Below are 14,702 nucleotides of genomic sequence, written 5' to 3' on the forward strand. Positions count from 1 at the left end.
CCGGTTTTTGCATGACACCGCATGGTTTTTCGCCTTATGTGGAGCGCCCGCCGGCGCCCCGCCCGAACCATCCCTCCATCCGGACGACCCACCCTTGAACATCAGAGCCTATCTGTACCTGACCATCACATCGCTTTTCTGGGGTGGCAATTCGGTCGCCGGCAAGCTCGCCGTCGGCCATGTGAGCCCGATGGCGCTGACCACGTTCCGCTGGACGATCGCCCTTCTCCTCGTGCTTGCCTTCATGGCCCCGCAGGTGCGGCGCGACTGGCCGGTCATCCGCCGGCACTGGCTCCAGCTCCTGCTCTACGGCGTCTTCGGCTTCACCGCCTTCAACGCCCTGCTCTATACGGCGCTCGGCTATACCAGCGCCATCAACGCCGTCATCGAGCAGGCCGGCATTCCCATGCTGATCTTCGTCTTCAACTTCCTGCTGTTCCGCATCCAGGCCTCGTTCGCCCAGATCCTAGGCTTCACCGTCACGCTCGTCGGCGTGCTGGTGACGGCCGCGCACGGCGAGTTCTCGGCGCTTGCCGAACTGCAGTTCAACTTCGGCGATCTCTTGATGCTGCTCGCCTGCATCGTCTATGCCGGCTACACGGTCTCGCTGCGCTGGAAGCCGGAACTGCACTGGCAGAGCTTCATCGCCGCGCCCGTCGTCGGCGCGCTCGTCAGCGCCGTTCCCCTCCTCTTATGGGAACTGTCGCGCGGCGCCACGATCTTTCCCGATGCGACCGGCTGGGCCATCGTCGTCTATGCCGGCATCTTCCCCTCGCTGCTCTCGCAGGTGCTCTACGTGTTCGGCGTCGAGATGATCGGCGCCAACCGCGCCGGCCTCTTCATCAATGCCATTCCCGTTTTCGGCACGCTGCTTTCGGTGTTCCTGATCGGCGAGACGCTGCACCCGTTCCACATCGTCGCGCTGCTGCTCGTGCTCGGCGGCATCGCGGTCGCCGAATGGGGCCGGCCGAAGAAGGCATGACGCGAAAAGGCCCGCCGGAGGATTCCGGCGGGCCTTTTCCATTCCGTCTTGGGAGGACGAAGATCAGTCGACGTTGAAGACCAGCGGCTTGACCTGGCGGATCGCCTCGTTGGCGCGCAGCTTGTCGAGCACCGCGTCCGAGACCGCGCCGTCGACATAGAGCAGCGCGATGGCATCGCCCCCCTGCTTGTCGCGGCCGAGCTGGAAGTTGGCGATGTTGACGCCGGCGCCGCCGAGCGTCGTGCCGATGAAGCCGATCATGCCGGGAACGTCGGTATTGGTGATGTAGACCATGTGGCTGCCGACATCGGCGTCGAGGTTGATGCCCTTGATCTGGATGAAGCGCGGCTTGCCGTCGGAGAAGACCGTGCCGGCGATCGAGCGGGTCTGGTTGGCGGTCTTCACCGTGAGGCGGATATAACCGTCGAAGACGCCCGACTTGTCGCGCTTGACCTCGGAGAGGATGATCCCCTTCTCCTTGATCATGATGGGCGCGGAGACCATGTTGACGTCGGCGACCTGCGAGCGGATGAGGCCGGCAAGCGCCGCGCTCGTCAGCGCCTTGGTGTTCATGCCCGCCGTCGAGCCGTCATAGAGGATCTCGATTTCCTTGATCGCGCTTTCCGTGACCTGGCCGACGAAGGCGCCGAGCACGTCGGCAAGGCGGATGAAGGGCTTCAGGATCGGCGCTTCCTCCGCCGTGATCGACGGCATGTTGATGGCGTTCGAGACCGCGCCCTTGACGAGGTAATCCGACATCTGCTCGGCGACCTGGAGGGCGACGTTCTCCTGCGCTTCCGTGGTCGAGGCGCCGAGATGCGGCGTGCACACGACGTTCGGCAGGCCGAAGAGCGGGCTTTCCGTGGCGGGCTCGACCTCGAACACGTCGAAGCCGGCGCCGGCGACATGGCCGGACTTGATGGCCTCGGCAAGCGCCGCCTCGTCGACGAGACCGCCGCGAGCGCAGTTGACGATGCGAACGCCCGGCTTGGTCTTGGTCAGCGCCTCGGCATTGAGGATGTTGCGGGTCTTGTCGGTCAGCGGCACATGCAGCGTGATGAAATCGGCCTGCGCCAGCAGCTCGTCGAGCTCGACCTTCTGCACGCCCATCTCCTCGGCCCGTTCCTTGGAAAGGAAGGGGTCGTAGGCCAGAACGCGCATCTTGAGGCCGATGGCGCGCGAGCAGACGATGGAGCCGATATTGCCGGCGCCGATGACGCCGAGCGTCTTGCCGGTGATCTCGACGCCCATGAACTTCGACTTCTCCCACTTGCCGGCCTGGGTCGAGGCGTCCGCGGACGGAAGCTGGCGGGCGACGGCGAACATCAGCGCGATGGCGTGCTCGGCGGTGGTGATCGAGTTGCCGAAGGGCGTGTTCATGACGATGATGCCGCGGCGCGAGGCGGCCGGGATATCCACATTGTCGACGCCGATGCCGGCGCGGCCGATGACCTTGAGGTTGGTCGCCGCCGCGATCAGCTTCTCCGTCGCCTTGGTGGCCGAGCGGATGGCAAGGCCGTCATAGTTGCCGATGATCTCGGCGAGCTTTTCCTTGTCCTTGCCGAGCTTCGGCTGGAAATCGACTTCGACGCCGCGATCGCGAAAGATCTGGACGGCGGTTTCCGAGAGTTCGTCGGATACGAGTACGCGAGGTGCCACGAGAGGCCTCCTTAAATCGGTCTGGGGAGATGGAGATAAAGGTGGCTTCGCCCTGCGGACGAAGCCGGTCGCGAAATCAGGCCGCAGCCTTGGAAAGCGTCGCCTTCTGGGTCTCGAAAGCCCAGGTCAGCCAGGGCATCAGCGCTTCGAGGTCGGCGGTGTCGATGGTGGCGCCGGCCCATATGCGAAGACCCGAGGGAGCATCGCGGTAGGCGCCGATGTCATAGGCGACACCCTCTCTGTCGAGAGCAGAGACGAGGCCCTTGGCGAAGGCCGCCTGCGCCTCGGCGTCGAGCGCCAGCACGTCCTTGTCGACGATCGTCAGGCAGACCGAGGTGTTGGAGCGCGTCGCCGGGTCCCTGGCGAGGTTGGCGATCCAGTCGTTCTTCTCGACGAAATCGAAGATGACCTTCGCATTGGCGTCGGCGCGGGCCATCAGGCCCGTGAGCCCGCCGACCTGCTTTGCCCAGAGGAGCGCATCGATATAGTCCTCGACGCAGAGCATGGAGGGCGTGTTGATCGTTTCGCCCTGGAAGATGCCCTCGATGAGCTTGCCGCCCTTGGTCATGCGGAAGATCTTCGGCATCGGCCAGGAAGGCGTATAGCTCTCCAGGCGCTCGACGGCGCGGGGGCTGAGGATGATGACGCCGTGCGCGCCCTCGCCGCCCAGCACCTTCTGCCAGGAGAAGGTGACGACATCGAGCTTGGCGAAATCGAGGTTCTGCGCAAACGCGGCCGAGGTCGCATCGCAGATCGTCAGGCCCTTGCGGTCGGCCGGGATGAAGTCGGCGTTCGGCACGCGCACGCCCGAGGTCGTGCCGTTCCAGGTGAAGACCACGTCACGGTCGAAATCGATCGTGGAAAGGTCGGGAAGAAGGCCGTAGTCGGCGGTGATCTTGCGGGTGTCGGGGAGCTTCAGCTCCTTCACGACGTCCGAGACCCAGCCCGAACCGAAGCTTTCCCAGGCGACCATGTCGACGCCGCGGGGCCCAAGCAGCGACCACAGCGCCATTTCCACGGCGCCGGTATCGGAGGCCGGCACGATGCCGATGCGGTAATCCGCCGGCACTTCCAAGACGTCGCGGGTGAGATCGATGGCCTGCTTGAGCTTGGTCTTGCCGATCTTGGCGCGGTGCGAACGACCGAGCGGAGCATCGGAAAGCGCTTCGAGCGACCAGTCGGGACGCTTCGAGCACGGGCCAGAAGAGAAATGGGTATTGTTCGGACGCACGTCCGGCGGGGTGACGGTCTTCGTCATGATGGCTATCCTTCCAGATAGAAAGCCCTTCGTTGGGGAAGGGTGTCCCGCCGCCGTGGATATGGGAGAGCTTGCCGGAAGTCAAGCGCGATATGTCGGAAATGAAAAATAATCCGGCGCAATGGAAACGGTGGCCGGTCTACCAGAGGGGAACGCGAAGGCCGATGCGGAATTCGTGCTTGCGAAGGCTGTCGTCCTGCACATCCATGGCCCCGGCACCGAAGGCCGCGCCGCCGGCGGCATCGGAGAAGCGGTAGCCGACGTCGAGCTTGACGCGCGGGGCAAGGTCCACGGAGGCGCCTGCCATCAGAGCGTAGGTGAAACGGAAATCGTCCTTGCCTTCGAGGCTGGCGCTCGTGCAGCCCGCCCCGGAGCAGGCGGCATCGCGCCAGTCGAGATAGGTCGCGCCCAGCCCCGCGCCGACATAGGGCGTGAAGCCGGCGAACGTGCCGAGGTCGGCATAGCCGTTCACCATGAGGCCGACGGTGGAATAGTCGGCCTTGAAGGCGCAGGCCCCGCCGACGCAGGCCGCCCTGCCCTCGAAATCGTCCCGGGAGAAGTCGGCCGTCAGGTCCGCGCGCACGATATCGCCGAACTGGTAGCCGAGGCCCGCGCCGAAGGAGACGGGATGCGAGAATCGCCCCTCGTCGAAATCCGTCGATACGCCGGACTGCGTCACGCTCGCCCGCCCGGCCTTGGTCCAGCCGGCATAGCCGAGGTCGCCGCGAACGTACCAGCCCTGCGCCGCCGCGCTCCTGGACACGTCGATCTCCGGCGCGTTGATGATGTCGAGATCGGTTGCCGCGGCAGCCGTCGCCACGAGGCCGGCGAGGGCGGCAATGCCAAGCGATACGATACGGCGGCTCATCTCTTCGTTCCCTGCGGCCCGGACAATCCGGAGGTTGCGCACGGGCGCGGCAGGCCGCAGGACGGCCGCCTATACCCTTGGTTAACCATATTTCTTAAGGAATGAAGAAACCGTTAAGCCTTGCCGCGAACGCAAAAGGCCGCCCCGAAGGGCGGCCCTGAAGGGGAACCGGAAAGCCGGCTTACTTGTAGACCGGCTGCTCGATCGGGATTTCGGCCGGCGGGATATAGGACGCCGTTTCGCAGCCGTTGAAGGAATAACGCAGACCCGCACGGGCCTCATGGCTGTAGAAGCCCTTGTCGTAGCCGGGGCCGCCGCCCTCATTGTAGCCGAACATGTCACCCTTGGTGACGTGACGGAAGCGGTAACCGACATCGGCCTTAAGATTGCAGGTCACGTCGATTGCTGCACCTGCCATGAGGGCATAGGTGAAGCGCCAGCTCTTCCTACCACGGTGGAAATAGGTATCATCGCAACCCGAACCATCGTCGGCGCAAGAGGTGTTTTCCAGATCGTTCCACTTCACGTAGGTGCCACCGATACCGGCACCGACGTAGGGCGTGAAGGAGCCATAGGTGCCGATATCGACATACGCGTTGGCAAGCAGGCTGAGAGCAGTCAGAGATGCGACGTCAGTTGAGGTGCAAGCCACGGCACATGCGCCACCGCCCGCTCCACCCCCTGAAGTCGAGCCGTGGAAATCAGACTTGAACATATAGTCGAGCGTCACGTCCGTACGGAAGTGGTCGTTGATCTGGTAGCCGACACCGCCGCCGATGGTGAAGCCGTTCTTCAGGCTTGCCGTATCGAAATCGGTATCGAGGTCGTTCGACCCCTGGAAATAATGCGCGCCGCGCATCTTGTTGTAGGACCAGCCCGCATCGCCGCGCAGGTACCAGCCGCCCGTCTCGACGATGGCCGCTTCCTGCACCGGGGCCTCGATGACCTGCGGCTGATACAGATCGGCCGCGTAACCCGACGTGCCTGTCAGCAGGACGGCAACGACGCCACTCAAAACTTTCCTCATGGCCTCACTCCAATAGGCTGTGCTTGGCACGGCCGGCACGCCGGTCCCCAAGTCCTTCGATCAGGCAGGATAATGGCGGGGAATAGTTAAGGCCCGATTAACTACGAAGATTTACCCTATTTGTTAACCGGCGTTCACGAATCCGGTAAACTTTTAAATAAAGCTCCGAGCTCGACTTGGCACACAAAGAAAAGGCCGGAGCAATGCCCCGGCCTTTCGAGAATAAGATGATGCGCCCGTCAGGCGGCGTTGCGCACAGAGCCGATGACGCCGACGAGCTCGTCGACGATGCGTTCCACCTGCGCGCGGTCGTCGCCCTCCGCCATGACGCGGATGAGCGGTTCCGTGCCGGACGGACGGATGAGCAGGCGGCCGTTGCGGGCAAGCTCGCTTTCGGCGTCGGCGATCGCCTGGCGCACGACGGCGTCCTCCAGCGGCGCGCCGGCCTTGATGCGGACGTTCTTCAGCACCTGCGGCACGGGCTCGAAACGGTTGCACACCTCGCTCACCGTCTTGCCGGAGCGCTTGACGCAGGCGAGGATCTGCAGCGCGGCGACGAGGCCGTCGCCGGTCGTGCCGAAATCGGAGAGCACGATATGGCCGGACTGCTCGCCGCCGACATTGTAGTCGTTCTGGCGCATGTGCTCGACGACGTAGCGGTCGCCGACCTTGGTGCGCTGCAGGCCGAGGCCCTTGCCGGTGAGGAACCGTTCGAGGCCGAGATTGGACATGACGGTCGCCACGATCCCCTCGCCGCGCAGCACGCCGTCGGCCGCCCAGCTTTCGGCGATCACGGCCATCAGCTGGTCGCCGTCGATGATCTTGCCGTTCTCGTCGACGATCTGCACGCGGTCGGCATCGCCATCGAGCGCGATGCCGATATCGGCGCGCACCTCGTGCACCTTGCGCTGGAGCGCGGCCGGATGGGTGGAGCCGCAGTCGAGGTTGATGTTGACGCCGTCCGGCTCGTTGCCGATCGTCACGACGTCGGCGCCGAGCTCCCACAGCGCCGCCGGCGCCACGCGATAGGCCGCGCCGTTGGCACAGTCGATGGCGACGCGCAGGCCCTGCAGGGTGACATCGCGCGGCAGCGTGCGCTTGGCATGCTCGATATAGCGGTCGTGCACGCCGTCGATGCGCTTGGCCCGGCCGATTTCGGCGGCCTTGGCAAGCTGCGCCATCATGTCCTTTTCGAGCAGGTCCTCGATCTCCATCTCCAGTTCGTCGGAGAGCTTGTAGCCGTCCGGGCCGAAGAGCTTGATGCCGTTGTCGTAGAACGGGTTGTGCGAGGCGGAGATCATGACGCCGATATCCGCGCGCAGCGAGCGCGTCAGCATCGCGACGGCGGGCGTCGGGATCGGGCCGAGGACGAAGGCGTCGATGCCGGCCGCCGTGAAGCCCGCCACCATGGCGTTTTCCAGCATGTAGCCGGAAAGGCGCGTGTCCTTGCCGATGACGACGCGGTGGCGGTGCGCGCCACGCCGGAAGATCGTGCCCACCGCAATGCCGACCCGCATGGCAAGGTCCGGCGTCATCGGAAAGAGGTTGGATTGACCCCGGATGCCGTCCGTGCCGAAATAACGACGTTTCATGTTCGCTCCTGAATTCGCCGGGCCCTTGCGGCACCTTCCGCCGCGCCCCGCGCATACGCGTTCCATCTGCCGCGTCCCCGGTGCCATATATCAGGGCACCGGATGGGGAAATATTCTACGCCTTCCCGCGTAACCCTAACCTTAAAGACGTGCAGCAATCGCGCTTCTTTGCCACAAAAGCGCGAAAAGAGCATCCACCCTGACATCAGAATTCGTTACAGCCCGTTACCGAAAGAAAACGGCCGGGAAGCGCCGGCGAGCCGGACTGCCGCCGTCCCTTGCCGTTCCCCTCACCCTCTCCGTCATGGTCGGGCTTGACCCGACCATCCATGCTCCACGGCCCGGCCCTGCCTGTGGCCCGGATCCTCGGGTCAGGCCCGAGGACGACGGAGGAGAGGGAGGCGGGGCCTGCCGGCGAGCAACAGCCGAGAATTTCCGGTGCATCGGGCGCTCGCGAGCCTGCTTCCGCTCTCGCTCTCGTTCTCCCTCACCCTCTCCGTCATGGTCGGGCTTGACCCGACCATCCATGCTCCACGGCACGGCCTTGCCTGTGGCGTGGATCCTCGGATCAGACCCGAGGACGACGGAAGAGAGGGAGGCGGGGCCCTGCCGATAAACCGACGGCCGGGAATTTCTTCCCGGCCGCTGGCTGTTTTCTGCGGATGGAGGCGCGTTATTGCGGCTGCGGCTCGAGACCGCCTTCGGGCTCGCCGCCCTTCTTCTGGCCGGCCTTGGGCACGGCGGAGCCGCGGTGCGGCGGGGTGTCGTCGCCAAGGTCCCGGGCGGGCTTCTCGCCGCGGATGAGCGCCTTGATCTCGTCGCCCGTCAGCGTCTCGTATTCGAGCAGGCCTTCGGCGAGCGCCACGAACTCGTGGTTCTGATCGGTGATGATGCGCTTGGCCTCGGAATAGGCCTCGTCGATCAGGCGGCGGATCTCGTTGTCGATCTTCTGCGCGGTCGCTTCGGAAACGTTCTTCTGCTGCGCGACGGAATGGCCGAGGAAGACTTCCTGCTGGTTCTCGCCATAGGCGACCTGGCCGAGCTGGTCGGAAAAGCCCCATTGCGTGACCATGGCGCGGGCGAGCTTCGTCGCCTGCTCGATGTCGGACGAGGCGCCGGAGGTGATGTTCTCCTTGCCGAAGGTCACTTCCTCGGCGACGCGGCCGCCCATCATGATGGCGAGGCGCGAGACCATCCACTTGTAGCTCATCGAGTAGCGGTCGCCCTCGGGAAGCTGCATGACCATGCCGAGCGCACGGCCGCGCGGGATGATCGTCGCCTTGTGCAGCGGGTCGGCGACCGGCACGTTGAGCGCGACGATGGCGTGGCCCGCCTCGTGATAGGCGGTGAGCTTCTTTTCCGCCTCGGTCATGGCCGAGGAACGGCGCTCGGCGCCCATCATGATCTTGTCCTTGGCGTCCTCGAATTCGGCCATGGTGACGAGGCGCTTGTTGCGGCGTGCCGCCATCAGGGCCGCCTCGTTGACGAGGTTCATGAGGTCGGCGCCGGAGAAGCCGGGCGTGCCGCGGGCCAGCACCTTGAGGTCGACGTTCGGCGCCAGCGGCACGTTGCGCACATGCACTTTCAGGATGCGCTCGCGCCCGACGATGTCCGGGTTCGGCACGACGACCTGGCGGTCGAAGCGGCCGGGACGCAGGAGCGCCGGGTCGAGCACGTCGGGACGGTTGGTGGCGGCGATGAGGATGATGCCCTCGTTCGCCTCGAAGCCGTCCATCTCGACGAGGAGCTGGTTCAGCGTCTGCTCGCGCTCGTCGTTGCCGCCGCCGAGGCCCGCGCCGCGATGACGGCCGACGGCGTCGATTTCGTCGATGAAGATGATGCAGGGCGCGTTCTTCTTGGCCTGCTCGAACATGTCGCGCACGCGGGATGCGCCGACGCCGACGAACATTTCCACGAAGTCGGAGCCCGAAATGGTGAAGAAGGGCACGTTCGCCTCGCCCGCGACGGAGCGCGCGAGCAGCGTCTTGCCCGTGCCGGGCGGGCCGACGAGCAGCACGCCACGCGGGATGCGCCCGCCGAGGCGCTGGAACTTCTGCGGGTCGCGCAGGAATTCGACGATCTCTTCCAGGTCCTGCTTGGCCTCGTCGACGCCTGCGACATCCGCGAAGGTGACGCGGCCGTGCGCCTCGGTGAGGAGCTTGGCCTTGGACTTGCCGAAGCCCATCGCGCCGCGCGAGCCGCCCTGCATCTGGCGCATGAAGAACAGCCAGACGCCGAGGATCAGCAGCATGGGCAGCAGCGTGCCGATATAGCTGAGGAAGCCGGATGAGCCGTCCGTCTCCGGCCGCGCGCTGACGACGACGTTCTTCGCCTCCAGGCGCTGGACGAGCGAATTGTCGCCGTTCGGCGCATAGGTCTGGAACGTCGCGCCGGTCTCGGCATAGCTGCCGACGATCTTCTCGCCGGTGATGACGACTTCCTTCACCCGGCTCGAGTCCACTTCCTTGAGGAACTGCGAATAGGGGATTTCCCGCGAGCCGGTCTGGGCCGGGCTCGTCTGGAACATGCTGAACACCGCGATCAGCAACAGGGCGATGATCGCCCACAGGGCGAAGTTGCGGAAATTAGGATTCATCGAACTTTCCGGGCACTTTCCCGGCCGGGCTTTCCCGGCCGTTTCTTGTCGCCTAACATAGGGTCGCCATGCGGCCTTGCCAAGGCAAAGCGCGCGCTCCCACGGGCTTTTGTCAAACTATCGTCAACGGCCGGAGGGCCGAAAGGCCGCCCGGCACCGCGCCGTGGGCATAGTCTAGCACACCGCGCCCGCCCGCGCCCTCATTCGTTCGGCGGAGACGAGAAGGGCGCGCAGCCGAAAAGCGTCGCAAGCGCCTGCGCCAGCGGCAGGTCGAAGCGCGGCAGGAAATGCGCATAGGGCGCGATCACCGGCGCGACATCCGCTCCCTCCTGTAAAAGCCCGCCATCCTCGAAACTCAGGCGCGGTGCGGCGCGGGCCGCCCGAAGATGAGGGCCGCGCAGCCCTTCCCCCAGCGCATCGCCGGCGGCGGAAACCACGAACGTCCGCTCCGTCCGGTTCGCCACGCGGCAGCGGCCGTCCCAGACGGCGATTGCGCCCGACGGAACCGCAAGCGGGGCGATGCCGCGGCATTCGCGGTAGAGGTAGAGGCCGTCGCGGCGGCGGTCGAAGACGATGCGCCCCGCCGTCAGCCGCGACAGTGTGCCGCTGGCAAGGAAGGTGCGCAAACGCGCGGCCGAGCGGGCTTCGAGCCCATGGGCCCGCCCGCCCGCTGCCGCGGCAAGCACGAGAAGGCCGCGCCAGGCCGCGGGATCGGCGAGCATGGCCCCGATGGCCGGCACCGGAAGCGTGAAGAGCGGGCCTTCAGCGGCAACGTTCGCAGCCAGGAACGCGGCGGCATGCCGCGACAGGGACAGGCGGCCGGCGGCCGCTTCCGGTCCCTCGCCCGCCTCGCGGACCCGCACCCGCTCGAAGCGCGGGTTGAGATTGCTCGGATCCTCGATCCAGCCCTCTCCCCGCACGGCGAGGAAGGCGCGGATATCCTGCCGCCCGACGGCAAGGAACGGCCGCAGCAGCCAGACGGCGCCGTCGAGAAGGACGCCCTCCGCCATGCCGGAAAGGCCGATCCCTTCCGGCGCGCGCGCCGCACGCATGGCGACGGTCTCGGACTGGTCGTCCCGCGTATGGGCGGCGAGGATGGCGTCCGCGCCCATCTCGCGGGCAGCGTCGACAAGAAGGCGGTAGCGCTCGGCCCGGGCGGCGGCCTGAAGGCCGGAGGTAGGTTTCGGCCCGTTCCAGCGGCAGGTGAGATGCGCGATTCCGTGGCGCGCACAAAGCGCGGCAACCGCGGCGGCCTCTTCGGCCGAGCCGGCGCGCAGGTCATGGTCGACCGTGGCGGCGCAGAGCGTGATGTGGGGATGGCGGCCCGCGCTCAGGAGGGTGGCGAAGGCGATGAAGAGCCCGGTCGAATCGCTTCCGCCGGAAACGGCGGCAAGAAGGCGTGCGGGGCTCTGGAAGGTCTTGAGGAAACGGTCGGCGGCCGCAAGGACGGGATCGTCGAAGGCCACGGTCATCGTCCGCCCGCAATCAGCAGGACAGGCGGCTCTGTTCGGAAGAAACCTTGCTCTTCACGGCCTTGGAGGCGTTCGGGTAGCGCTTGGTGACTTCGCGCAGCGTCGCGCAGGCGGTTTCGCGGTTGTCGAGGGCGGCAAGCGACATGCCGAGCTTCAGCAGCATTTCCGGCGCCTTCTTCGACTTGCCGTAGGTCTGGTGTGCGTTGAGGAAGGTCTTGGCCGCGTCGTTGTAGTTGCCCTGCGAATACTGTGCCTCGCCGAGCCAGAAATTGGCGTCCGCCGCCTTCTCGCTGTTCGGGAAGATGTCGAGGTAGTCGCGGAATTCGCGCTCGGCGACCTGATAGTCGCCGGCAAGGACATGGCCGTAGGCGGACTGGTAGAGGTCTTCCGGCTTGTCGAGCGAGGCGGTCGAAGATTGCGAGGCCTGCGGCAGGTTGTCGTCGACGCCGGGCAGCACATCGCCGCCGGTAGAGGCGCTCTGGTTGTCGAGGTTCGGGTTGGCCTCCGCACCGATGGGGTTGCCGTTCTCGTCGAACTGGATGCTGCCGAGCTCCTGCGGCTGCGCGCCAAGCCCCTCGCCGCCGGTGCCGGCGTCGGCCCCGGCGGTCTGATCCGCCGGAACCGCGTTCGATGCCGTCTGCCGGTCGGCGGTGCCGCCGTCCACCGGCTTGTCGAGCGCGCCGCTCTTGCCGCTCGCCTTGCCCTTGCCGCTTTCAAGGTCCTGGAAGCGGTATTCGTTGTCTTCCTGCGTCTTGCGGAGCTGTTCCTGCATCTGCAGGAGCTGGTAGCTCATCTCCTCGATGCGCCCGTTGAGGGTGCGGATCTGCTCTTCGAGCTGGCCGACCCGCGGGTCCATCGCCTGGGCGAGAACGACGCCGCCGTTTTGGGCGTGCCTGCCCTTGGCCGGGAAAAGGTCGTTCATCAGCGTCGAAAGCGGCGACGCGTTGAGCGGCCCGACCGTGCCCACCACCGCTGCGAGACTGAGAACGCCTGCCGCGACAAGTTTCTTCATCTATCTTCGTCCTGTTGGTCCTGTTGTGCGCCGAAGCGCGGGGCGCAAGAGTTTTCCAAATACACTCAAAAAGCAACGGAGTTCGGCCAAAGTGTGTTGAAAAAAGAAAGGCGGCCCTGCGGCCGCCTTTCACACTTGCCTGCGGGCAAGGAATTACATGCCGGCGCCGCCGAGAACGGTGACCGCGCGGCGGTTCTGCGACCAGCAGGAAATGTCGTCGCAGACGGCGACCGGCTTTTCCTTGCCGTAGGAGATCGCCTTGATGCGGTTTGCCGGGACGCCGCGCGAAGCGAGATACTGGCGGGTCGCGGCCGCACGGCGTGCGCCGAGCGCCAGGTTGTATTCACGCGTGCCGCGCTCGTCGGCATGGCCTTCGACCGTGATCGCGTAGTTCGGGTAGCGCTGCAGCCACTGGGCCTGACGGTCGAGCGTCGCGGCGGCGTCTGCGCGGACCGACGAGGAGTCGGTGTCGAAGAAGATGCGGTCGCCGACATTCACGGTGAAGTCCTGCTGCGAGCCGGGCGTCGCGGCGCCCGCGCCGCCGTTGAGGCCGAGGTCGCCGGCGCTGTTCGGCAGGTTCTTCTTGGAGGCGCAGCCGGCGAGGGCAAGCGTCATGACGAGCGCGATCATCACCGGGTTGCGGGCGATGGTCTGCATGCGGCCAGCGGCCGGGGTATGAATGCGGCTCATGAGCCGGTCTCCTTGCATCAGTTCTTGCGTCAAGTGCGTTGAAGCACGGGTTTCAATCAGGGTTGCCGGACTGTAACCCGAAGCGGTTAATCGGCGTTCAACGACTATGGTTAACGATTGCTTTAAAGACCGTCCCCGGCCCCTCGCATTCCCGGTGGGCGCGCATCCGCCGCGCCCTGCCTTTCGCCTGTTTGCAGGACTTTGCGGCAAGATCGCGGCAGGCACGCGCCCGCACTGGCGCTATTCCAGAAGCGGCGACCAGGCCGGGTCGGAGGCAAAGCCCTTCGTCGGCACGACCTGCTCGTTATAGCCGGTCAGGTCGATGGAATAGATCTGCGGCCCGCCCGCGCCCGCCGCCTGGCGGAAGAACATCAGCACGCGGCCGTTCGGCGCCCAGGTCGGGCCCTCGTTGTGGAAGCCCGTCGTCAGGATGCGCTCGCCCGAGCCGTCCGGCTTCATCACGCCGATGGAGAACTTGCCGCCCGACTGCTTGGTGAAGGCGATGAGATCGCCGCGCGGCGACCAGACCGGCGTCGAATAGGAACCGTCGCCGAAGGAGATGCGGCGCTGGTTGGAGCCGTCGGCGCCCATCACGTAGAGCTGCGGCTTGCCGCCCCGGTCGCTTTCGAAGACGATCTGCGTGCCGTCCGGCGCGTAGGAGGGCGAGGTGTCGATGGCGGCCGTGGAGGTCAGGCGCGTCGTGGTGCGCGAGCGCAGGTCCATCGTGTAGATGTTGGAATTGCCTTCCTGCTGCAGGCTCATGATGACCTTCTGGCCATCCGGCGAGAAGCGCGGAGAGAAGGTCATGCCCGGGAAATTGCCGACGACCTCGCGCTGCCCGGTCTCGAGCTGGAGCAGGTAGACGCGCGGCTGGTTGCCCTCGAAGGACATGTAGGTGATTTCCTGCCGGTTCGGCGAAAAGCGCGGCGTCAGCACGATATCGTTGCCGTTCGTCAGCGCGCGGGCGTTGAAACCGTCCTGGTCCATGATGGCGAGCTGGCGCTTGCGGGCCGTCTTCGGGCCGCTTTCGGCGACATAGACGATGCGCGTATCGAAGTAGCCCTTCTCGCCCGTCAGGCGCTCATAGATCGCGTCGGCGATGATGTGCGCCACGCGGCGCCAGTTCTCCGGCTGGGTGAAGAACTGCTGGCCGGTGAGCTGCTGGCCGGCGAAGGTGTCCCACAGGCGGAACTCGGCGCGAAGGCGCCCGTCGCCTTCCTGCGTCACGCGGCCCGTGACGAGGGCCTGCGCGTTGATGACCTTCCAGTCCTCGAAGCGCGGTGCCTGGTCGGGGTTGGAGATCTTCTCGATGAAGGCCTGCTTGGCGACCGGTGCGAAGAGGCCGGAGCGCTTGAGGTCCGCCGCGATCACGTCGGTGATGCGCTGGCCGAGGTCTCCGCTGGCGACGAAGTCCGTGACGGCGATCGGCAACGGCTCGACATTGCCCTTGTTGATGTTGATTTCGACAAGCGCCCAGGCCTGCGGCAGCGAGGCTGCAAGGCCGGTCAGCACGACCAGCAAGCGGAGGAGATTGCGTCTGAACATA

General features: G+C 65.9%; 11 protein-coding genes. 1 reads left to right on the forward strand and 10 read right to left on the reverse strand.

Annotation, left to right across the window (positions count from 1 at the left end):
* Positions 1–94: 94 nt before the first annotated feature.
* Positions 95–982, forward strand: coding sequence for a DMT family transporter (locus ACZ5TO_RS12890; RefSeq protein WP_184144118.1), 888 nt, complete (start codon positions 95–97; stop codon positions 980–982).
* Between the two features lie 63 nt (positions 983–1,045).
* Here the strand turns inward: ACZ5TO_RS12890 and serA are convergent, their stop codons facing one another.
* The 10 genes from serA to tolB all read right to left on the reverse strand — a co-directional run bounded on the left by serA (position 1,046) and on the right by tolB (position 14,701).
* Positions 1,046–2,641: a phosphoglycerate dehydrogenase gene (serA, locus tag ACZ5TO_RS12895; protein ID WP_464798368.1), complete on the reverse strand. Its 1,596-nt coding sequence runs from the start codon at positions 2,639–2,641 to the stop codon at positions 1,046–1,048.
* A 76-nt stretch (positions 2,642–2,717) separates the two neighbouring features.
* Entirely contained in the window at positions 2,718–3,899 is a 1,182-nt protein-coding gene (locus tag ACZ5TO_RS12900; RefSeq protein WP_464798369.1) for a phosphoserine transaminase, read from the reverse strand.
* A gap of 139 nt (positions 3,900–4,038) precedes the next feature.
* Complete coding sequence (locus tag ACZ5TO_RS12905) at positions 4,039–4,767, reverse strand: outer membrane protein (RefSeq protein WP_464798370.1); 729 nt, start codon at positions 4,765–4,767, stop codon at positions 4,039–4,041.
* A 181-nt stretch (positions 4,768–4,948) separates the two neighbouring features.
* Positions 4,949–5,794, reverse strand: coding sequence for an outer membrane protein (locus ACZ5TO_RS12910; protein WP_464798371.1), 846 nt, complete (start codon positions 5,792–5,794; stop codon positions 4,949–4,951).
* A gap of 239 nt (positions 5,795–6,033) precedes the next feature.
* Positions 6,034–7,386 carry a phosphoglucosamine mutase gene (gene glmM / locus ACZ5TO_RS12915; protein ID WP_184144110.1) on the reverse strand — a complete coding sequence of 451 codons (1,353 nt, stop codon included), beginning with the start codon at positions 7,384–7,386 and terminating at the stop codon, positions 6,034–6,036.
* Between the two features lie 673 nt (positions 7,387–8,059).
* Entirely contained in the window at positions 8,060–9,982 is a 1,923-nt protein-coding gene (gene ftsH / locus ACZ5TO_RS12920) for an ATP-dependent zinc metalloprotease FtsH (protein ID WP_184144108.1), read from the reverse strand.
* Positions 9,983–10,182: 200 nt separating this feature from the next.
* Positions 10,183–11,454: a tRNA lysidine(34) synthetase TilS gene (gene tilS / locus ACZ5TO_RS12925; protein WP_464798372.1), complete on the reverse strand. Its 1,272-nt coding sequence runs from the start codon at positions 11,452–11,454 to the stop codon at positions 10,183–10,185.
* 13 nt (positions 11,455–11,467) lie between these two features.
* Positions 11,468–12,466 (reverse strand): tol-pal system protein YbgF, encoded by a 999-nt coding sequence (gene ybgF / locus ACZ5TO_RS12930; RefSeq protein WP_464798373.1) that lies wholly within the window; start codon positions 12,464–12,466, stop codon positions 11,468–11,470.
* Positions 12,467–12,619: 153 nt separating this feature from the next.
* Entirely contained in the window at positions 12,620–13,156 is a 537-nt protein-coding gene (pal, locus tag ACZ5TO_RS12935; protein ID WP_464798374.1) for a peptidoglycan-associated lipoprotein Pal, read from the reverse strand.
* Between the two features lie 240 nt (positions 13,157–13,396).
* Positions 13,397–14,701 (reverse strand): Tol-Pal system beta propeller repeat protein TolB, encoded by a 1,305-nt coding sequence (gene tolB, locus ACZ5TO_RS12940; protein ID WP_184144100.1) that lies wholly within the window; start codon positions 14,699–14,701, stop codon positions 13,397–13,399.
* Position 14,702 lies beyond the last annotated feature (1 nt).

Source organism: Shinella sp. Sh6 (genome assembly GCF_055392685.1).